Origin of the sequence: Streptomyces aurantiogriseus (assembly GCF_014649375.1) — a bacterium.
Lineage (GTDB): Bacteria > Actinomycetota > Actinomycetes > Streptomycetales > Streptomycetaceae > Streptomyces > Streptomyces aurantiogriseus.
This window is the reverse complement of sequence record NZ_BMSX01000040.1, coordinates 12325-30765: the sequence shown is the minus strand read 5'-3', so window position 1 is coordinate 30765 and position 18441 is coordinate 12325. Positions and strand designations below refer to the sequence as shown.

The window sequence follows — 18441 nt, the reverse complement described above, 5'->3', positions numbered from 1 at the left end:
GCCGCTGTCACGCCGTGAAGCGGCCGGTGCGCTTGATCTCGGGGTCGTCGGTGGTCACCCCGTCCAGTTCCAGGGCCCGCACCAGCCGCAGGTGGTCCGGCGTGTTGACCACCCACCCGATGATCCGCAGGTCGTGCTTCCGGGCGTGCTCGACGATCTCCAGGGTGAGCCGCCGGATGTTCAGGCACACGGTCGCGGCGCCGACGGCCACGGCCCGGTCCACGATGTCGAGGTTGTAACGGCTGCCGATGAGCGCCGTGCGCACCCCGGGCACCAGCCGCGCGATCTCGGCGACGGCCTCGTCGTGGAACGAGGACACCTCCACCCGCTCCACCAGGTCCCGTTCGTTCATCACCTCGGCGAGCGCCCGCGCCGCCTGCACGTCCTTGATCTCGGCCTGCAGCGGCAGCGAGACCGCCTCCAGGACCTCCTCGAAGACCGGCACCCGCTCCCCGCGCCCCGCGTCGAGGGTGCGCAGTTCGGCGAGCGTGCGGTCCGCGATCGGCCCGCTCCCGTCGGTCGTGCGGTCGACGTCGGCGTCGTGCATGACCACGAGAGCGCCGTCCTTGCTCAGATGCAGATCGAGTTCGACGACGTCGAGGCCGGCGTGCTCGGCGGCGACGAACGACCGGAGGGTGTTCTCGGGCTCGACACCCATGACTCCGCGGTGACCGATGGTGAGGAGGTTCAAGACTCGACTCGCTTCCGTCGACGGCGGCGCTGGAAGAGCCCGCAGCCTAACGGCCCGGGACCGACATGGACATGTGCGTGCGCCGCGGATTCCTCTACCCACCGCCCCACCACGAAAGTCCTCGCCCTCCCGATGTCCCACAGGAAAAAGGGCGGTGACCATGGGGGGTCCGCAGGATAATTTCCCGAGACTCCACTTGCTGGAGGAAACCTCGTATGCATACGGTGTCCTTACGCGAGGTTCTCCCGTGGAGGATGGGACATGACGGAAATTCTTGTGCAGGTGGGTACGGAGGACCAGGTTCCTCCCGCGGCCAGGGTGGTGGAGCACCCGGCGTGGCCCGTGCTCAAGGATGCCGTGGAGCGGATCCGCCCCTGGCAGTCGAAGGACGGATCGATCGACTTCACGGCCGAGGGTGCCCCCGAGCGCGCCGACGCCGAGCAGACCGTCCGCCGGGTGATCGAGGCGGTCGAGGAGCTCTCCCCGCTGCTCCCGCACGACGCGGACTACCACCGCGCCCTGGTGAAGGACCTGCGCCGCTGGGCGGAGGGCGGCTTCGAGGTGCCGGACTTCCTCGACTCGCTGCTGGCCTTCCAGCCCGCCGCGGGCCGCGTGGACGGCCTCCAGCACCTGGTCGTCTTCCCGATGTACACGCAGAACGGCAACCCGGACCGCAACCTCGAGGCGGTCGTGCTGCGCATGGTCTGGCCGGACTGGCTGGCCGAGCTGGAGCGCACCCGCTACGACAACCCGCTGTTCTGCGGCATCACCTTCGAGGACTTCACGGCCGGCTACGACACCAACTCCGCCGTCCTCTTCCCGGAGACCATCGCCGTCCGCGAGGCGCCGGAGCGCTTCTCCTGGGGTGGCATCTTCTGCGACCGCGAGGCCGCCCGCTTCCGTCATGTCACCGAGGCCGCCGTGGACATCCTGGGCCTGGAGCTGCCCGAGGACATCGCCGCCATGGTCCACGACCAGAAGCGCTGCGAGGAGGCCTTCGTCCTGTGGGACATGGTCCACGACCGCACCCACAGCCACGGCGACCTGCCCTTCGACCCCTTCATGATCAAGCAGCGCCAGCCGTTCTGGATGTACGGCCTGGAGGAGCTGCGCTGTGATCTCACCGCCTTCAAGGAGGCCGTGAAGCTGGAGGCCGACGGGGTCCCGCAGGCCCGTGACGTGCAGTACGCGGTGCTGTTCGACCGCATGTTCCGCTTCCCCGTGACCGGCGAGCGGGTGCGCAACTACGACGGCCTCGGCGGCCAGCTCCTCTTCGCCTACCTGCACAAGCACGACGTCGTCCGCTGGACCGACAACAAGCTCTTCATCGACTGGCAGCGCGCCCCGCAGGTCACCAACGAGTTGTGCGCCGAGATCGAGAAGCTCTACCGCGACGGCATCGACCGCCCCAAGCTCGTCCACTGGTTCGCCGGCTACGAGCTGGTGTCCACCTACCTCGCCCCGCACCCGGGCTCCAGGTGGGCCAAGGGTCCCGACGCCCTCGACCTGAGCCAGCCGCCGCGGAAACTGGTCGATGACGTGCTTCCGGACGAGTTTCCGCTGAGCATGTTCTATGAGGCACTGTCCAAGAAGCTGAAGCACGTGATCGCCTCCACCAAGGGCATCACGGCGGACGGCGTCGAGCGGATCGCCGCGTGAGCGACCTGCGTACCGAGAACACTGCTCAGGAGGCGAAGAACATGGGGAACGGGGCTCTCAGCGGTGCGGTGATCGCGGTGGCCGGCGCGGGCGGACCCGCCGGCCGGGCGACACTGCTCCGGCTTGCCGAGGCGGGCGCGACCGTCGTCGGCTCGGACAACGACCCGGAGCGCCTGGCGGCGGCCGTGGACGCGGCCAGCTACGCACACGGCGGTGCCAGGGTCACCGGCGACACGGTCGACCTGCTCGATCTGCAGTCGACCCAGGACTGGGCCCTCCGCGTCGAGAAGGACTTCGGCCGGGTCGACGGCCTGGTCCACCTCGTCGGCGGCTGGCGCGGCAGCGAGACCTTCACCAAGACCAGCCTCGACGACTGGGACTTCCTCGAGCTGCTGCTCATCCGCACGGTGCAGCACACGTCCATCGCCTTCCACGAGGCACTGCAGCGCAGCGACCGCGGCCGGTACGTCCTGATCAGCGCCGCGGGCGCCAGCAAGCCCACCGCGGGCAACGCCGCCTACGCCGCCGCCAAGGCCGCCGCCGAGGCATGGACGCTGTCGATGGCCGACTACTTCCGCAAGGCCGGGGGCGCCGAGGGCCCGACCTCCGCGGCTGCGATCCTGGTCGTGAAGGCGCTGGTGCACGACGCGATGCGCGCCGAGCGACCCAACGCGAAGTTCGCGGGCTTCACGGACGTCAAGGACCTGGCCGAGGCCATCGCCGGAGTCTGGGAGAAGCCCGCCGCCGAAGTGAACGGAAATCGTCTGTGGCTCACCGAGAAGCCGTGAACCCACCGAAGACCGACGCCCGTCGCCATCACGACCCGGGGGTCCGCGGTTTCGCCAGCGACAACTACGCCGGGGCCCACCCGGAGGTGCTGGCCGCCCTGGCCCTGGCCAACGGCGGCCACCAGGTCGCGTACGGCGAGGACGTCTACACCGAGAACCTCCAGCGGATCATCCGCAGCCACTTCGGGCCGACGGCGGAGGCGTTCCCGGTCTTCAACGGCACCGGCGCCAACGTCGTCGCGCTCCAGGCGGTCACCGACCGCTGGGGCGCGGTGATCTGCGCCGAGAGCGCCCACATCAACGTCGACGAGGGCGGCGCGCCCGAGCGCATGGGCGGCCTGAAGCTGCTCACCGTCCCCACGCCCGACGGCAAGCTCACCCCCGAGCTGATCGACCGGCAGGCCTGGGGCTGGGAGGACGAGCACCGCGCGATGCCGCAGGTCGTCTCGATCACCCAGAGCACGGAGCTGGGCACGCTGTACACACCGGACGAGATCCGCGCGATCTGCGACCACGCCCACGCGCGCGGGATGAAGGTCCACCTGGACGGCTCCCGGATAGCCAACGCGGCGGCCTCTCTCGACGTGCCGATGCGGACGTTCACCAACGCCGTCGGCGTCGACATCCTCTCCCTGGGCGGCACCAAGAACGGCGCCCTGTTCGGCGAGGCCGTCGTCGTCATCAACCAGGACGCCGTCAGCCACATGAAGCACCTGCGCAAGCTGTCGATGCAGCTCGCCTCCAAGATGCGCTTCGTGTCGGTGCAGTTGGAGGCCCTGCTCACCAAGGACCTGTGGCTGCGCAACGCCCGCCACGCCAACGAGATGGCCCAGCGGCTCGCCGAGGGCGTCCGCGCGGTGCACGGCGTGGAGATCCTTTACCCGGTCCAGGCCAACGGCGTCTTCGCCAAGCTGCCGCACGACGTGAGCGAGCGGCTGCAGAAGCGGTTCCGGTTCTACTTCTGGGACGAGGCGGCCGGCGTGGTGCGCTGGATGTGCGCCTTCGACACGACGGAGGACGACGTGGACGCGTTCGTGGCGGCGCTGAAGGAGGAGATGGCGCGCTAGCAGGTCACGACGCGGTTGTGCATAGATATGCGGTCGCCTGAAAAGTCATTGACTCTCGGGTGATCGCATTTCTATGCTCTCCAGGCATGGAGCTGATCCAGGAGAACCCCGACCTGTCCGCGTACTTGGCCGCCGACGAGGTCATCGACCATGACCATCCGCTGGTGCGGGACACTGCCGCGCGTCTCGCCCAGGACGCGGAGGACTCGTATGCCTATGCGCGGCTGGCCTTCGAGTTCGTGCGCGACACCATTCCCCACTCGCAGGATTCCGGCGACCTCCGCGTCACCTGGCGCGCCTCCGACGTGCTGGAGCAGAGGACGGGCATCTGCTACGCCAAGGCCCATGCGCTGGCCGCGCTGCTGCGGGCCGAGGACATCCCGACCGCGCTGTGCTACCAGAAGTTCGACGTGGTGCACGGGCTGGTCGCCGTCCGCTTCAACGGCGCCTGGCACCGACAGGACCCGCGTGGCAACAAGCCCGGCGTGAACGCCCGGTTCTCCCTGGACGGCGAACAACTGGCCTTCACACCCGACACCGAGGCCGGCGAACTGGACCACCCCGTCCTGTACGCCGCGCCCCACCCGGCGGTACTGAGCACGCTGAAGGCCGCCCCCGACCGCCCCCACCTCTGGAAGACACTCCCCACAACCCTGTGACAGGTCTCGCGGTCGCCGGTCTCCCCGGCGGACGCGACGGGAGAGAGGCCCGAGGAGGCCGGTGCGGAAGGAAACGATGCCGTGCGACAGAATCCCGAACAGGCCGGTCCCCGCGCCCACGCGGCGCTCCGCGGCGCCGCATCCTCGCCCTCGTAGCGCGCCGGCAGACAACAGCCGGAACGGCGGCCCCGTCGCGCGGAGGTCCCGGGCCTCCGGTTTCCGGTGAGGGCCCGGGACCCTGTCGCTCTGGGGGCGACGCGTCCGCGGCGCGAGGGCGCGGGGGCGGAGGTCAGCGGGCCTCGGCCTCGCGCACCTGCTCCGGCGTCGGCGCCGTGCCGCCCAGATGGGCCGGCATCCACCAGGTGTCGTTCGCGTCCCTGGGGCGCACCGGGTAGGCGCGCTGGGCGGCCTCCAGGAGCTCCTGGACGCGCTCGCGCAACTGCCGGGTGATCGCGCCCGCGTACTTGTCGCGGGAGGCCTCGACCGCCTCGCCGACCCGGATGGTGATCGGGGTGTGGCTGCGCTTGAAGTTGCGCGGGTGGCCCTTGGTCCACAGTCGCTGCGTGCCCCACACGGCCATCGGGATCAGCGGGACGCCCGCCTCCTGGGCCAGCCGGGCGGCACCCGACTTGAAGCTCTTCAGCGTGAAGGACTCCGAGATCGTGGCCTCCGGGAAGACCCCGACGATCTCGCCGGAGCGCAGCGAGTCCAGGGCGTGGGCGTACGCCGCCTCGCCCTGCTTGCGGTCCACGGGGATGTGCTTCATCGCGCGCATCAGCGGACCGGAGACCTTGTGGCGGAAGACCGACTCCTTGGCCATGAACCGCACGAGACGCTTCTGCGGGAGCGCGGCCAGGCCGTTGAAGATGAAGTCGAGGTAGCTGATGTGGTTGCTCACCAGCACGGCTCCGCCCGAGCGCGGGATGTTCTCCGACCCCTTGCAGTCGATCTTGAGGTCCCAGACCTTGAACAACGTCTGGGCGAGGCCGACGACGGGGCGGTAGACAAGCTCTGCCATGGGCGGGTTCGGACCCTTCTTTCTCTCTGCCCGGGAGGGGACTCCCGACGGCAAAGTTACGCAGCCGTAGGTTTACGGCATCTCGCAGATCGTGCCCCAAGAACGGCCGGGGAGCCAGTCCCCGTGCCCGCGAACCGCGAGATCCTCGTCACTCCGCCCTGTGAGCCACCTCGCCCTTTTAAGTCACCTTTACTCCGCCCGTACCGCCACACGCCGTACGAGCAGGTACATCTCGCAGCCCAAGCAGTACCCGAAAGTGGCATTGAGGAAGGCGGCCGCGAGCGCCGCCCCGGTCGCCGCGAACCCCAGCCAGTCGGGCCCCAGCGTGAACCCGACCAGGCCCACGCCCGCGAACAGCAGCCCCACCACCTGGGCGAACCGCGGCGGTTCCGGCGCCTCGAACGCCGTCGGCGGCCCGAGCTTCGGACGTACGGCCACCCGGAAGGCCCAGCCGTACGGCGAGCGGCCGACCCCGCCCGCCGCGCCGAGCGCGAACGCCAGCGTCTGCCAGGCCAGCAGCCAGACGTTCTGGGTGATCAGCGCGACCGCCAGGACGACGGTCGTGATGGCCGCCCCGAAGCGCGGCCCCCTCACATCAATGTCCATGAATCAAGCATTCCGCAGCGGAAAGACGTCCGGGAGGCGGGAATCTTTGCAGTCTCATGAATGCTTGTGCTGGTGATGACCGGACTCATGGTGTGCGTGGCGGTGCTCGCGGCGGCGAGCGCCTACGGAGTGCTGCACCGACGGCGGAGCGGGAGGGTGCGCGTGCGCGGGCGCGACGACGGCAAGCGGCTCGGAGCGGACCGGCTGGGCGGCGCGCTCGGCGAGCGCGCCACGCTCCTGCAGTTCTCCAGCGCCTTCTGCGCCCCGTGCCGGGCGACGCGCCGGGTCCTCGGCGAGGTCGCCGGCATGGTCCCCGGCGTCACGCACGTGGAGATCGACGCCGAGGCGCATCTGGACCTCGTCCGCGAACTCGGCATTCTCAAGACCCCGACCGTGCTGGTCCTCGACGCCGACGGCCGCATCGTGCGCCGCGCCACCGGCCAGCCCCGCAAGGCCGACGTCATCGCGGCCCTGGGGGAGGCGGTGTGAGGGCCGCGCCAGGGACGGTGAGGCATCTCCCAGATGCCGGGACGGACTTGACTGCGCCTGCCACCTATCGTCAGCCTGACCGTATGCCCGAGGAACTCCTTCTCCACGGACGGGCCCACGTCGACCTGGTCCGTACCGCGAGCGCGCGCTGTCCGGCTCGTTGAGCCGCCACGACCCCGCTCGTCACTCCCCGCAGAAGGACAACTCCATGACGGCCACGCCCGGCCTCGGCACCCCTCAGCTCGCCTCACCCGACCTGCTGCGCTCCGTCTTCCGCCGCCACGCGGCCGGAGTGGCCGTGATCACCGCGTCCGGCGAGACCGGCCCGGTCGGCTTCACCGCCACCTCGCTCACCTCGGTCTCCGCCGAGCCCCCGCTGCTCTCCTTCGGCATCGGCACCGGGGCCTCCAGCTGGCCGGCGGTCTCCCGGGCCGACCATGTCGGTGTGCACATACTCGGCGAGCACCAGCAGGAGCTGGCCGCCACCTTCGCCCGCAGCGGCGCCGACCGGTTCGGCGCCCCGACGGCCTGGCGGGAGGGTCCGCAGGGCGTTCCCGTCCTGGACGACGTGCTCGCCTGGCTCGTCTGCCGGGTCGTCACGCGCGTGCCCGCGGGGGACCACCGCATCGTGCTGGCCGAGGTCGTCCTGGGCGATCCGGCCGGTGCGGGCCGTCCGCTGCTCTACCACCAGGGGCGGTTCACGGCGCTGCGTGATTGATCACTGCCCGGCGCTCCTGCAAAATCGTCCGGTTCCGATTACGCTGCGTTGCAAAGGTCACAGTTCAAAGCGCTTGCTTAGCGGGAACGAACTGGGTGTACTGACGAGTAATATTTCGGTCGGAGCGCGGGCCGCCCCGACCGGGATCGGCCGCTTGTGGCGCCTATGCTGCCTGCTAGAAGGCAGCCGAGAACTGACGATGCAGTAGGAGAGCCGGCGTGAGCTTGAGGATCGTTGTCACTGTGAAGTACGTGCCCGACGCCACTGGCGACCGGCACTTCGCCGATGACCTGACCGTCGACCGGGACGACGTGGACGGTCTGCTCTCCGAGCTCGACGAGTACGCGGTCGAGCAGGCGCTGCAGATCTCCGAGAACTCCGACGACGACGTGGAGATCACCGTCCTGACGGTGGGCCCCGAGGACGCCAAGGACGCCCTGCGCAAGGCGCTGTCCATGGGTGCCGACAAGGCCATCCACGTCGAGGACGACGACCTGCACGGCACCGACGCCATCGGCACCTCCCTGGTCCTGGCCAAGGCCATCGAGAAGGCCGGCTACGACCTGGTCATCTCCGGCATGGCCTCCACCGACGGCACGGGCGGTGTCGTCCCGGCCCTGGTCGCCGAGCGCCTGGGCGTCCCGCAGGTGACCCTGCTGTCCGAGGTCTCCGTGGAGGACGGCACCGTCAAGGGCCGCCGCGACGGCGACGCCGCCTCCGAGCAGCTCGAGGCCTCCCTGCCGGCCGTCGTGTCGGTCACCGACCAGTCGGGCGAGGCGCGCTACCCGTCCTTCAAGGGCATCATGGCCGCCAAGAAGAAGCCGGTGGAGTCCTGGGACCTGTCCGACCTCGACATCGAGGCGGAGGAGGTCGGTCTCGACGGCGCCTGGACCAAGGTCGACTCCGCGGCCGAGCGCCCGGCCCGCACCGCCGGCACGATCGTCAAGGACGAGGGCGAGGGCGGCAAGCAGCTCGCTGAGTTCCTCGCGAGCCAGAAGTTCATCTAAGGCTCGACACGCCGACCGCCCCTCAACTTCGTTTCGCAGGAGAGCAATCCCATGGCTGAAGTCCTCGTCTACGTCGACCACGTGGACGGCGCCGTCCGCAAGCCCACCCTGGAGCTGCTGACCCTGGCCCGCCGCATCGGCGAGCCGGTCGCCGTCGCCCTCGGCTCCGGTGCCGAGAACACCGCCGCCGCTCTGGCCGAGCACGGCGCGGTCAAGGTCCTCACCCACGACGCGTCCGAGTACGCCGACTACCTCGTCGTACCGAAGGTGGACGCGCTGCAGGCCGCCGTCGAGGCCGTCTCCCCGGCCGCCGTGCTGGTGTCGTCCTCCGCGGAGGGCAAGGAGATCGCCGCCCGTCTGGCGCTGCGCATCGGCTCCGGCATCATCACCGACGCCGTCGACCTCGAGGCCGGCGACGAGGGCCCGGTGGCCACCCAGTCGGTGTTCGCCGCGTCCTTCACCACCAAGTCCCGGGTCATCAAGGGCACCCCGGTCATCACCGTCAAGCCGAACTCGGCCGCGGTCGAGGCCGCTCCGGCCGCCGGTGCCGTCGAGGCCCTGTCGGTGTCCTTCGGTGAGCTCGCCACCGGCACCAAGGTCACCGGCCGTACCCCGCGTGAGTCGACGGGCCGTCCGGAGCTGACGGAGGCCGCGATCGTGGTCTCCGGCGGCCGTGGTGTCAACGGCGCGGAGAACTTCGCGATCATCGAGGCCCTCGCCGACTCCCTCGGCGCGGCCGTCGGTGCCTCGCGTGCCGCGGTGGACGCGGGCTGGTACCCGCACACCAACCAGGTCGGCCAGACCGGTAAGTCGGTCTCGCCGCAGCTGTACATCGCCAACGGCATCTCCGGCGCGATCCAGCACCGCGCCGGTATGCAGACCTCGAAGACGATCGTGGCGGTCAACAAGGACCCCGAGGCCCCGATCTTCGACCTGGTCGACTACGGCGTCGTCGGCGACCTCTTCGACGTCGTCCCGCAGCTCACCGAGGAGATCAAGGCCCGCAAGGGCTGATCACCCGATCACCTGATCGCCCCCGGGCTGTACGAGGCCCCCGTGACCACGCCGGTCGCGGGGGCCTCGGCTCATCCCAGGGTCACGGAGGCCTGCACCGGCAGATGGTCGCTCGGGTACTGGCCGTTCAGCCGGAAGGTGTGGACCCACGTCCGGTGGACCGTGATGCCCGGCCGGGCCAGGATCCAGTCGATCCGGTCGCCGTCCGGCCTGAGTGCCTTGTACCCGTGGAACGTCGCGTACCCCTCGCCGCGCCGCCGTGCCGTGTCCCAGGTGTCCACGAGACCGGCGCCCAGCAGCGTGTCGTAGACCGTGTTGCGGTGGGCGACGGCGTTGAAGTCGCCGGTCACCAGCATCGGCAGGGCGGGGTCGAACCTGGCGATCCGCGAGGTGATCAGGGCGGCGGCGCGCTCGCGAGCGTACTGACTCTCGTTGTCGAGGTGGGTGTTGAAGAGGCAGAACTCCCGCCCGCCGGCCCGTAAGTCACGGAAGCGGACCCATGTGACCATGCGGGGATAACCCGCGCCCCAGGTGTTGGAGCCGGGCATCCTGGGCGTGTCGGAGAGCCAGAAGTGGGCGTGCTCGACCGGGGCCAGCCGGCGGGTGTCGTAGAAGATGGCCATCGACTCGTTGTCGCCGCCGCCACGGCCCCTGCCGATCCAGTCGTAGTGCGGTCCGAGGTCGGCCTCGATGTCCCGCAGTTGTGGCGGCTCGCCCTCCTGGGTGCCGATGACATGCGGGGCCGCCCCGCGCAGCAGGGCGCGCATCACCGGGCGGCGGGAGGGCCAGCTGTGCGGCTCCTTGGTGCTCGGGAAGCGGAGGTTGAACGTCATGACCTCCAGGGGCGGGGCGAGACGTGCCCGTGTGCGGCTCTCCTCGGGAGCGCTGGAGGCCCGGACCGTCCCCAGCAGAGGAACCGCGACGGCTGCCGCCACCACGGTTCTGAGACCGGTGCGACGCGTGATCCACCCGGTGCCCGTCATGTGCTCCCTCCCTTCGTGATCCAGGATGAAGGTGCGAACCCCTGTGCGTAAGCGTTTTCGGAAGGCTGGAGTGTGATCAAGGGCATGGACAGGTGTTGACCGGCGAGAAGATCCACGGATAGCTTCGTTCTACGGATTGTTGATTCCGTAAAGCGGAAAATGGGAGGTCTGGGATGGGCCACGGCCAGCAGGAGACGGTGGCGACGAGCCTCGCGGGCGCCGTCAGCGAGGAGATCAGCGCCTCCCTCGCCCCCGTCGACGCCGCACTCGAGAGCCGCTACCCCGGCGACCCGGGCACCCGCCAGCCCGTCCACACCGTCTACGTCCCCGGCGATGCCTTCACCGCCGACACCCTCCGCTCCTGGGGCGACCGGGCTCTCGCCGCCCTCGACGAGCACGCCCCGGACGCCGCGTCCTTCGCCGCCGTCCTCGGCCTCTCCGAGGAGCTTGCCGCACCGGTGTACGCGCGCGTGCGGGCCAAGCTGGAGCGTGAGCCGATCGAGGACCTGCGCGTCGACTTCGAGGACGGCTACGGGCCGCGCCCGGACACCGAGGAGGACGAGACGGCCGCCCGGGCCGCCCGGCTGATCGCCGAGGCGTACGCCAAGGGCACGGCGGCCCCGTACATGGGCATCCGCATGAAGTGCATGGAGGCCGCCGTCCGCGACCGGGGCATCCGCACGCTGGACGTCTTCCTCACCGGCCTGATGGAGGCCGGCGGTCTGCCCGACGGGCTGGTCCTGACCCTGCCGAAGGTGACCTATCCCGAACAGGTCAGCGCGATGGTCCGGCTCCTGGAGGCCTTCGAGCAGGCGCGTGGGCTCGCACCCGGCCGGCTCGGCTTCGAGATCCAGATCGAGACCAGCCAGGCCATCCTCGCCACCGACGGCACCGCCACCGTCGCCCGCTTGATCCAGGCCGCCGAGGGCCGCGCCACGGGCCTGCACTACGGCACCTTCGACTACAGCGCCTGCCTCGGCGTCTCCGCCGCCCACCAGGCCAGTGACCACCCGGCCGCCGACCACGCCAAGGCGGTGATGCAGGTCGCGGCGGCCGGCACCGGCGTCCGCGTCTCGGACGGCTCCACGAACGTGCTGCCGGTGGGCCCGACCGAGAAGGTCCACGAGGCCTGGCGCCTGCACTACGGCCTCACCCGCCGTGCCCTCGCCCGCGCCTACTACCAGGGCTGGGACATGCACCCCGGCCACCTCCCGACCCGCTACGCGGCTGTCTTCGCCTTCTACCGCGAGGGGTTCGCCCGGGCCGCCGAGCGCCTGTCCCGGTATGTCAACCGGGCCGGCGGCGACGTGATGGACGAGCCGGCCACCGCCAAGGCCCTCAGCGGCTACCTGCTGCGCGGCCTGGACTGCGGTGCGCTCGACCTTGCCGAGGTGACCGGGGCCACTGGGCTGACGAGAGCCGCTCTGGAGGGTTTCGCGGCGCCCCGCCGGGGTGATCTCACGGCTTCCGCGCCCTAGCGGGCTCCGGTCGGGGCCGACAGCGGAGGCCGACCGGGGCGTCGCCACCCCGGTCGGCCCACGGTCCTCAGGACCGGCTACTGCTCGGGAAAGGTGTACGGGGTGGTGATGATCTCCATCCCGTGCCCCGCGGGATCCATGAAGTACAGGCCCCGGCCGCCATGGTGATGGTTGATCTCACCCGGCTGCCGTCCGTGCGGATCGGCGAAGTACGTGATCCCCGCCTGCTTGATCCGGTCGAACGCCGCGTCGAACTCCTCGTCCGAGACGAGGAACGCGTAGTGCTGCATGACGATCGACTCCGCCGGGATGGTGGCGAAGTCCAAGGTGACGCCGTTGCTGGTGCCGACCGGAACGAACGGGCCCCACTCGGCCCCGACTTCGAGTCCCAGGATGTGGGCCAGGAACTCGGCGGACTCCCGGTTGTCGCGGGAGTGGACGATGGTGTGGTTCAGCTCGACTGACATGTGTGGAATGCCTCCGTAAGGCAAACTCACGGGCACCTCCATGCCTCACCCGGTCGGTGACCGACACGCGATGCCGTGGGACGACCTTAACGGACGGTCAGGTGCTCCAGTCCTGAACATGCCACGAGCTTCTCCTTCGCGAACAGTCGGGTGCCGCGCTCGCACAGCTCCGCATCGGCCCGGGCGCGGGCGCAGAACTCCTCCGGAGTCACGCCGAACAGCCGCCTCAACTCGGCCGACCCCACCAGGAGTTCGGTGATCAGGGCGCGCTGCCCCGGATGGGCTCGCGGTGCGCCGGTGCCGTCGTGCAGAACGCCGCGACGGTTGACGTACGCGAACGCTCCGGGGAGCATCTCGCCGTTCTCCAGCTCGATCCGCACCTCGTCGGCGGGCAACAGCGCGCGGGTGTAGTTGCCGTGTGGCAGCGGCACCCCCTCGCTCGCGTCGATCACCGCGAGCTGTTCCGCGTCCAGCCAGATGACGAACAACTCCCGTGTGACGCCAGGGGCGTCGACGGGGGACGCCGAGATGTATCCCATGCGGCTGACATGCGCGGAGACGCCGATGTCGATGCCCGTGACCCGGGTCCTGACCATCGGGATCGGTGAGGTGATCCCGAACTCGGCCATCTTGTGGCGCAGTTGGCCGGGGCAGGCGTTGGAGCCGATGGCCAGGAGCGGTGTCCGGTCGGGGAAGGTCAGGCGGTCCAGGGGCAACAGCCGGTTCCCGTCGAGCAGTCCGGAGTCCGCCGGCCAGGCACCGGGATACGTCAGCGGATGCTCGCGCGGCGCGTCGGCGAGACCGAGCGCCTCCAGCGTGCGGTGCAGATCGCGTTCGTACACGCCGGGCTCAGTCCGCCGGGGGCAGCTCGCCCGAGCCGCGGGTGATGAGCCGGGTGGGCAGTTCGATGCGTTCGGGGGCGACCAGGGTGCCGTCCAGCTGCTGGAAGAGGCGCTCGGCGGCGGTGCGGCCGATGGCGGCCGCGTCCTGGGCTACCACGGTGACGCCCGGCTGGAGGAGGTCGGCGAGTTCGAGGTCGTCGAAGGCGACGAGGGCCACGCGGCGGGCCTGCTCGGCGAGCACCCGGATCACGGTGACCGTGACCCGGTTGTTGCCCGAGAAGACCGCCGTGACCGGCGCGGGCCCGGACAGCATCTCCTCGGCCGCCCGGCGCACCCGGCCGGGATCGGTGGCTCCCAGGGACATCCAGGCGTCCTCGACCGGTATGCCGGCGTCCTCCATGGCCGCCCGGTAGCCGCGCAGCCGCTCCGCCGCGGTGTGGATGCGCGGCATGTCGCCGATGAAACCGATCCGGCGGTGCCCGTGCGCGACGAGGTGGGCCACGCCCTCCCGGGCGCCCCCGAAATTGTCCGACAGGACGCAGTCGGCGTCGATCCGGCCGGCCGGCCGGTCGACGAAGACCGTGGCCACGCCCGCCTTGATCTCCGGCTCCAGATAGCGGTGGTCGTCCCCGGCCGGGATGATCACCAGGCCGTCCACCCGGCGCGCGCACAGCGCCAGTGCCAGCTCCTGCTCCCGGTCCGGGTCCTCGGCGCTGGAGCCGTTGATGAGCAGCGCACCGTGGGCACGGGCCACCTCCTCCACGGCGCGGCTGAGCGGGCCGTAGAACGGGTCGGCGAGGTCCTCCAGGACCAGGCCGATGCTGGCGGTACGGCCCTTGCGCAGGACCCGCGCGCTGTCGTTGCGGCGGAAGCCGAGCGCGTCGATGGCCTCCTGGACCCGCCGCTCGGTCTCCGGTGTGACGCCCGGCTCGCCGTTCACCACACGCGAGACGGTCTTCAGTCCGACGCCCGCGCGTGCCGCCACGTCCTTCATCGTGGGACGGTTGCCGTAGCGAGTTCCGGAGAGGCCGACTGGGCGGCGGGGCGTCTCGGGCACGATGCGGTGTCCTGTCCTGTTGTCGGCGGGGATGCGTGGGTCCCTGGAGGTGTATGAGGATGTGGAGTCGAGCATAGGGCCTGGACAACGTTGTCAGATGCGGGAGACACTGTCCACCGCACTCTCCGGCCCACGTCCCCCACCGCTGGACCGGCCAGGCTTTTTCCGATGGTTCCGATGGTTCCGATGGTTTCCAATGGTTGACGGGGAGAACCGAGACTTTGATGCACACCGACCTCGTGGCCGCGCTCGACATCGGCGGCACCAAGATCGCCGGAGCGCTGGTGGACGGCGACGGCACGATCCTGGTCCGCGCGCAGCGGCCCACGCCCGCACAGGAGGACGGCGACACCGTGATGCGGGCCGTCGAGGAGGTGCTGGAGGAGCTGACGGCGTCGCCGCTGTGGGGGCGCGCCCACGCCGTCGGCATCGGCAGCGCGGGCCCGGTGGACGCCTCCGCCGGCACGGTGAGCCCGGTGAACGTGCCCGGCTGGCGTGACTATCCCCTCGTCGACCGGGTGCGGGCCACCACCGGGAACCTGCCCGTGGAGCTGATCGGCGACGGTGTGGCGATCACGGCGGCCGAGCACTGGCAGGGCGCCGCCCGCGGCCACGACAACGCCCTGTGCATGGTGGTCTCCACCGGCGTCGGCGGAGGCCTGGTCCTCGGCGGACGCCTGCACCCGGGCCCCACCGGCAACGCCGGCCACATCGGCCACATCAGCGTCGAGCTTGACGGCGATCCGTGCCCGTGCGGGGCGCGCGGCTGTGTGGAACGCATCGCCAGCGGCCCCAACGTCGCCCGCCGCGCCCTGGAGAACGGCTGGCGGCCCGGACCCGACGGCGACACCTCCGCGGCCGCGGTGGCCGCCGCGGCCCGCGCGGGCGACCCGGTCGCCGTGGCCTCCTTCGAGCGTGCCGCCCAGGCGCTGGCCGCCGGCATCGCCGCCACCGCGACCCTCGTCGAGATCGACATCGCGGTGATCGGCGGCGGCGTGGGCAAGGCGGGCGACGTCCTCTTCGCGCCCCTGCGGCGCTTCCTCGCCGACTACGCGACCCTGTCCTTCGTCCAGCGGCTCGCCGTGACGCCCGCGCAGATGGGCACGGACGCGGGGCTGGTGGGGGCGGCCGCGGCGGCCCTGGCGAGCGGGGCGGGGGTGACGGCGGCGGGGGTGTGACCGGGCTCTGGAGGAACGTTCAGGCGGGCCCGGGGCGCGTCCGCTCCGCCCGACGGCACCGTCGGGGCTGTGGGACGTCCCGCCCGCGCACGGGCGCACGGCTCCGTGCGGCCTGGCCGGAGGGAGCTCACGGCCGCGCCCGCGAAGCCTCCACCTCGACGGAGTCGATGTCCCGGCGCCGCCGTGTGCGGACTGATCCCCGACGCGGCTCTCGCCGGCGGGAACGCGTGACCCCGGGCCGCGTTCCTGCGTTGAACCGGCCATGAAGAAGCGCAGCATGCTCGCCATCGCCTCCCTCGCCACCGGCTTCGTCGTCGCGGCGATCACCCCCTCGCACGGCCTGGGCGGTGAGGACCTCGACGGGCTGAACGTCGAAGACACCCTCAGCACGCTCGACCGGACCGTCGCCGACAACAGCCCGGCCGTCGACGAGGGCGCCCTGGGCGGCGACAGCGACTGACGGATTCCGCACGAGACCGTGGCGCCGGTTCCCCACCGCGAGGGGGCCGGCGCCACGGCGTTCCGCGCCCTCAACGGGAGGTGGTTTCCGTGGCAGGGTGGAGCGGGCAAGCCACAGGGGGCCAACAGAAGAGGGGGAAACGTGACCGTCGTCTGGATCAACGGCGCGTTCGGTGCGGGGAAGACGACCACCGCACGGGAACTGATCGACCTGATCCCGAACAGCACGCTCTTCGACCCCGAGGTCGTCGGCGCGGCGCTCCCGTATCTGCTGCCGCCCAAACACCTCGCCGAGGTCGGCGACTACCAGGACCTGCCGATCTGGCGCCGACTCGTGATCGACACCGCGGCCGCGCTGCTCGGCGAGCTCGGCGGCACCCTCGTCGTCCCCATGACCCTGCTGCGCCAGGAATACCGCGACGAGATCTTCGGCGGCCTCGCCGCCCGCCGGATTCCCGTCCGCCATGTGCTCCTCGCCCCGGCCGAAACGATCCTGCGTGAGCGAATAGCCAAGCGGGAGATCCCGCCCGACCTCCCCGACGGCGAGATGCGCGTACGGCAGTGGTCGTACGACCACATCGAGCCGTACCGGGCCGCCCTCGCCGCCTGGCTCACCGGTGACGCCCACCCGGTCGACACCAGCGACCTCACCCCGTACGAGACCGCCGTCCGCATAGCGGAGGCCGTCGGCAGCGGCGACGTGGCCGCCTGCGACATCGTGCAGACCCCCGAGCCCACCGCCGAGACGCTGGCCGCCGGGGTGCTGCTCTTCGACGAACACGACCGGGTGCTGCTCGTCGACCCGACCTACAAGCCCGGCTGGGAGTTCCCCGGCGGTGTCGTGGAGCCGGGCGAGGCGCCCGCGCGCGCGGGCATGCGCGAGGTCGAGGAGGAGACCGGCGTCCGGCTCGAGGACGTACCCCGGCTGCTCGTCGTCGACTGGGAGCGGCCGACGCCTCCCGGATACGGCGGGCTGCGTCTCCTCTTCGACGGCGGCCGGCTCGACTCCGCCGCCGCCGCGGGAGTGCTGCTGCCCGGGCCCGAACTGCGGGCCTGGCGCTTCGTCACCGAGGAGGAGGCGGCCCACCTGCTGCCGCCGGTGCGCTACGAGCGGCTGCGCTGGGCGTTGCGTGCGCGCGAGCGGGGATCCGCGCTCTACTTGGAGGCCGGGATCCCGGTCGGGTGACCCTCCGACGAGGCCGAGGCGCGGCGCAGCTCCTCCGCCGGATACGGCGTCGACCTGCTCTCCTTGCGCAGCCGTCGCTGGAAGTCGGTCATCACGGTGGCGACCCGTGCGTGGCGGGTGAGGAGGGCGGCGGCACCGTCCGGGATCCCCTCCGGGCGCAGGCCCTCGGCGCAGGCGCGCACGAAGGCCGCGCGTTCCTCGTCGTGGTATCCGTACAGGTCGGTGGCCAGCCACTGCACCAGGTAGGTGAGGGTGTAGGCGCGGTCATAGCCTCGGTGCCGGTCGATGAAGTCCCTTTCCGCCGCGGTGACCTGGAAGCGGGGGGAGAGCGCCAGGCCGTGGTCCGCGAGGTAGAGGCGGCGTCCGTCCGTGAGGATGTTGCGGAAGTGGGCGTCGAAGTGCAGGAGGTGTGCGTCGCGGAGGAAGGCGGTCAGGCTCGTCAACTCCTCTTCCACCAGGGCACAGGCGGCGTCCGCCTCGTCCGTGCGGAGCTTTTCGGCCAGCCAGTCGTGGAGGGTGGTCGGCAGGTACTCCAGGAACAGCGTCAGGCTCGCCGACGCCGAGCGCAGTTCCTCGATCCGTGCCCGCAGGCCCGGACTCCCGCCCCAGTACGCCACCGCACGGTCCACGTCCGCCAAGTCCTCGTACAGCGGCTGGGGTTCGGCGGGCAGCACCCGCCAGTGGTGGGTGAGCGGAAAGCCGGGGAAGCCGCCCGCGAGCACCCAGCGCGTGGTCATCGCGTGCACCGCGAGCTCCCGCCAGGCGCCGAGGCCAGGGCCGGCGATGTCGCCGAAGCCGTAGTGGCAGACGGGCGGCAGGTCGAAGAGGTTCGCGGTGGAGCGGGTGTGTTCGGGGCGCAGTTCGGTGTCGGTGAGCCGGATCCGTTTCACGAAGACCGGCTCTCCGTCGACGTCGACACGCAGCACCTGGCCGCCGACGCCGGTGCCCAGCGGGGTCCCGGACGTCACCAGGTCCGCCAGCTCGCGGTCGCTGAGGAGGTCGAGGGTGGTGGCGAGGGCGTGGTGGGCGGTGAGGCGTGCGGTGAGGTGTGAGGCGGGGGCCATGATCCCCATCA

20 protein-coding genes are annotated in these 18441 nt (G+C 71.0%); 12 read left to right on the top strand and 8 right to left on the bottom strand.

What is annotated here, in order from left to right; all coding sequences use genetic code 11:
• Positions 1 to 7: 7 nt before the first annotated feature.
• A complete protein-coding gene (locus IE263_RS45255) occupies positions 8 to 691 on the bottom strand; it encodes a glycerophosphodiester phosphodiesterase (RefSeq protein WP_189943984.1) in 684 nt (227 codons plus the stop codon).
• A 261-nt stretch (positions 692 to 952) separates the two neighbouring features.
• On the opposite strand from IE263_RS45255, the gene IE263_RS45250 reads away from it, so the two are divergent.
• The 4 genes from IE263_RS45250 (at position 953) to IE263_RS45235 (ending at position 4864) form a co-directional block, all read left to right on the top strand.
• Complete coding sequence (locus IE263_RS45250; RefSeq protein ID WP_189943983.1) at positions 953 to 2350, top strand: DUF6421 family protein; 1398 nt, start codon at positions 953 to 955, stop codon at positions 2348 to 2350.
• A 41-nt stretch (positions 2351 to 2391) separates the two neighbouring features.
• On the top strand, positions 2392 to 3138 hold the full coding sequence (locus IE263_RS45245; protein ID WP_189944012.1) for an SDR family NAD(P)-dependent oxidoreductase: 747 nt from the start codon (positions 2392 to 2394) through the stop codon (positions 3136 to 3138).
• Positions 3135 to 4205, top strand: coding sequence for a threonine aldolase family protein (locus IE263_RS45240; RefSeq protein ID WP_189943982.1), 1071 nt, complete (start codon positions 3135 to 3137; stop codon positions 4203 to 4205). The genes IE263_RS45245 and IE263_RS45240 overlap by 4 nt, the downstream gene beginning before the upstream one ends.
• Positions 4206 to 4291: 86 nt before the next feature.
• On the top strand, positions 4292 to 4864 hold the full coding sequence (locus IE263_RS45235; RefSeq protein ID WP_189943981.1) for a transglutaminase domain-containing protein: 573 nt from the start codon (positions 4292 to 4294) through the stop codon (positions 4862 to 4864).
• Positions 4865 to 5153: 289 nt separating this feature from the next.
• On the opposite strand, the gene IE263_RS45230 is transcribed toward IE263_RS45235, so the two are convergent.
• The gene (locus IE263_RS45230) at positions 5154 to 5882 is read right to left on the bottom strand and encodes a lysophospholipid acyltransferase family protein (RefSeq protein ID WP_189943980.1); all 729 of its coding nucleotides are present in this window, start codon (positions 5880 to 5882) and stop codon (positions 5154 to 5156) included.
• Positions 5883 to 6071: 189 nt separating this feature from the next.
• Complete coding sequence (locus IE263_RS45225) at positions 6072 to 6488, bottom strand: DUF4395 domain-containing protein (protein ID WP_189943979.1); 417 nt, start codon at positions 6486 to 6488, stop codon at positions 6072 to 6074.
• A 75-nt stretch (positions 6489 to 6563) separates the two neighbouring features.
• On the opposite strand from IE263_RS45225, the gene IE263_RS45220 reads away from it, so the two are divergent.
• The 4 genes from IE263_RS45220 to IE263_RS45205 all read left to right on the top strand — a co-directional run bounded on the left by IE263_RS45220 (position 6564) and on the right by IE263_RS45205 (position 9716).
• Positions 6564 to 6977 carry a TlpA family protein disulfide reductase gene (locus tag IE263_RS45220; RefSeq protein WP_189944011.1) on the top strand — a complete coding sequence of 138 codons (414 nt, stop codon included), beginning with the start codon at positions 6564 to 6566 and terminating at the stop codon, positions 6975 to 6977.
• Positions 6978 to 7185: 208 nt separating this feature from the next.
• Complete coding sequence (locus IE263_RS45215) at positions 7186 to 7695, top strand: flavin reductase family protein (protein ID WP_189943978.1); 510 nt, start codon at positions 7186 to 7188, stop codon at positions 7693 to 7695.
• 218 nt (positions 7696 to 7913) lie between these two features.
• The gene (locus IE263_RS45210) at positions 7914 to 8702 is read left to right on the top strand and encodes an electron transfer flavoprotein subunit beta/FixA family protein (RefSeq protein ID WP_189943977.1); all 789 of its coding nucleotides are present in this window, start codon (positions 7914 to 7916) and stop codon (positions 8700 to 8702) included.
• Positions 8703 to 8753: 51 nt separating this feature from the next.
• Complete coding sequence (locus IE263_RS45205; protein WP_189943976.1) at positions 8754 to 9716, top strand: electron transfer flavoprotein subunit alpha/FixB family protein; 963 nt, start codon at positions 8754 to 8756, stop codon at positions 9714 to 9716.
• 71 nt (positions 9717 to 9787) lie between these two features.
• Here the strand turns inward: IE263_RS45205 and IE263_RS45200 are convergent, their stop codons facing one another.
• Positions 9788 to 10699: an endonuclease/exonuclease/phosphatase family protein gene (locus tag IE263_RS45200; RefSeq protein ID WP_189943975.1), complete on the bottom strand. Its 912-nt coding sequence runs from the start codon at positions 10697 to 10699 to the stop codon at positions 9788 to 9790.
• A 173-nt stretch (positions 10700 to 10872) separates the two neighbouring features.
• Here IE263_RS45200 and IE263_RS45195 point away from each other — a divergent pair, with 173 nt between their 5' ends.
• Positions 10873 to 12177, top strand: a complete 1305-nt coding sequence (locus tag IE263_RS45195) for a DUF6986 family protein (protein ID WP_189943974.1) — start codon at positions 10873 to 10875, stop codon at positions 12175 to 12177.
• Positions 12178 to 12254: 77 nt separating this feature from the next.
• Here the strand turns inward: IE263_RS45195 and IE263_RS45190 are convergent, their stop codons facing one another.
• The 3 genes from IE263_RS45190 to IE263_RS45180 form a co-directional block, all read right to left on the bottom strand.
• On the bottom strand, positions 12255 to 12644 hold the full coding sequence (locus tag IE263_RS45190) for a VOC family protein (RefSeq protein WP_189943973.1): 390 nt from the start codon (positions 12642 to 12644) through the stop codon (positions 12255 to 12257).
• An 86-nt stretch (positions 12645 to 12730) separates the two neighbouring features.
• Positions 12731 to 13486, bottom strand: coding sequence for a hypothetical protein (locus IE263_RS45185; RefSeq protein WP_189943972.1), 756 nt, complete (start codon positions 13484 to 13486; stop codon positions 12731 to 12733).
• A gap of 7 nt (positions 13487 to 13493) precedes the next feature.
• Complete coding sequence (locus IE263_RS45180; RefSeq protein ID WP_189943971.1) at positions 13494 to 14543, bottom strand: LacI family DNA-binding transcriptional regulator; 1050 nt, start codon at positions 14541 to 14543, stop codon at positions 13494 to 13496.
• A 224-nt stretch (positions 14544 to 14767) separates the two neighbouring features.
• On the opposite strand from IE263_RS45180, the gene IE263_RS45175 reads away from it, so the two are divergent.
• From IE263_RS45175 to IE263_RS45165, 3 genes are all read left to right on the top strand, one after another.
• Positions 14768 to 15721 (top strand): ROK family protein, encoded by a 954-nt coding sequence (locus IE263_RS45175; protein ID WP_189943970.1) that lies wholly within the window; start codon positions 14768 to 14770, stop codon positions 15719 to 15721.
• A 262-nt stretch (positions 15722 to 15983) separates the two neighbouring features.
• Positions 15984 to 16181: a hypothetical protein gene (locus IE263_RS45170; RefSeq protein ID WP_189943969.1), complete on the top strand. Its 198-nt coding sequence runs from the start codon at positions 15984 to 15986 to the stop codon at positions 16179 to 16181.
• Between the two features lie 141 nt (positions 16182 to 16322).
• Positions 16323 to 17366: an NUDIX hydrolase gene (locus IE263_RS45165; RefSeq protein ID WP_189943968.1), complete on the top strand. Its 1044-nt coding sequence runs from the start codon at positions 16323 to 16325 to the stop codon at positions 17364 to 17366.
• Here the strand turns inward: IE263_RS45165 and IE263_RS45160 are convergent.
• Positions 17336 to 18430, bottom strand: coding sequence for a protein kinase family protein (locus IE263_RS45160; protein WP_189943967.1), 1095 nt, complete (start codon positions 18428 to 18430; stop codon positions 17336 to 17338). The two genes, IE263_RS45165 and IE263_RS45160, sit on opposite strands and share 31 nt — an antisense overlap.
• Positions 18431 to 18441: the final 11 nt, after the last annotated feature.

Bases quoted from the DNA above. Each gene is read 5' to 3' on its own strand.
- IE263_RS45195 (WP_189943974.1), top strand. From the start codon at position 10,873: ATGGGCCACGGCCAGCAGGAGACGGTGGCGACGAGCCTCGCGGGCGCC.
- IE263_RS45220 (WP_189944011.1), top strand. From the start codon at position 6,564: ATGACCGGACTCATGGTGTGCGTGGCGGTGCTCGCGGCGGCGAGCGCC.
- IE263_RS45250 (WP_189943983.1), top strand. From the start codon at position 953: ATGACGGAAATTCTTGTGCAGGTGGGTACGGAGGACCAGGTTCCTCCC.
- IE263_RS45245 (WP_189944012.1), top strand. From the start codon at position 2,392: ATGGGGAACGGGGCTCTCAGCGGTGCGGTGATCGCGGTGGCCGGCGCG.
- IE263_RS45225 (WP_189943979.1), bottom strand. From the start codon at position 6,488: ATGGACATTGATGTGAGGGGGCCGCGCTTCGGGGCGGCCATCACGACC.
- IE263_RS45205 (WP_189943976.1), top strand. From the start codon at position 8,754: ATGGCTGAAGTCCTCGTCTACGTCGACCACGTGGACGGCGCCGTCCGC.
- IE263_RS45215 (WP_189943978.1), top strand. From the start codon at position 7,186: ATGACGGCCACGCCCGGCCTCGGCACCCCTCAGCTCGCCTCACCCGAC.
- IE263_RS45160 (WP_189943967.1), bottom strand. From the start codon at position 18,430: ATGGCCCCCGCCTCACACCTCACCGCACGCCTCACCGCCCACCACGCC.
- IE263_RS45175 (WP_189943970.1), top strand. From the start codon at position 14,768: ATGCACACCGACCTCGTGGCCGCGCTCGACATCGGCGGCACCAAGATC.
- IE263_RS45230 (WP_189943980.1), bottom strand. From the start codon at position 5,882: ATGGCAGAGCTTGTCTACCGCCCCGTCGTCGGCCTCGCCCAGACGTTG.
- IE263_RS45200 (WP_189943975.1), bottom strand. From the start codon at position 10,699: ATGACGGGCACCGGGTGGATCACGCGTCGCACCGGTCTCAGAACCGTG.
- IE263_RS45190 (WP_189943973.1), bottom strand. From the start codon at position 12,644: ATGTCAGTCGAGCTGAACCACACCATCGTCCACTCCCGCGACAACCGG.
- IE263_RS45235 (WP_189943981.1), top strand. From the start codon at position 4,292: ATGGAGCTGATCCAGGAGAACCCCGACCTGTCCGCGTACTTGGCCGCC.
- IE263_RS45170 (WP_189943969.1), top strand. From the start codon at position 15,984: ATGAAGAAGCGCAGCATGCTCGCCATCGCCTCCCTCGCCACCGGCTTC.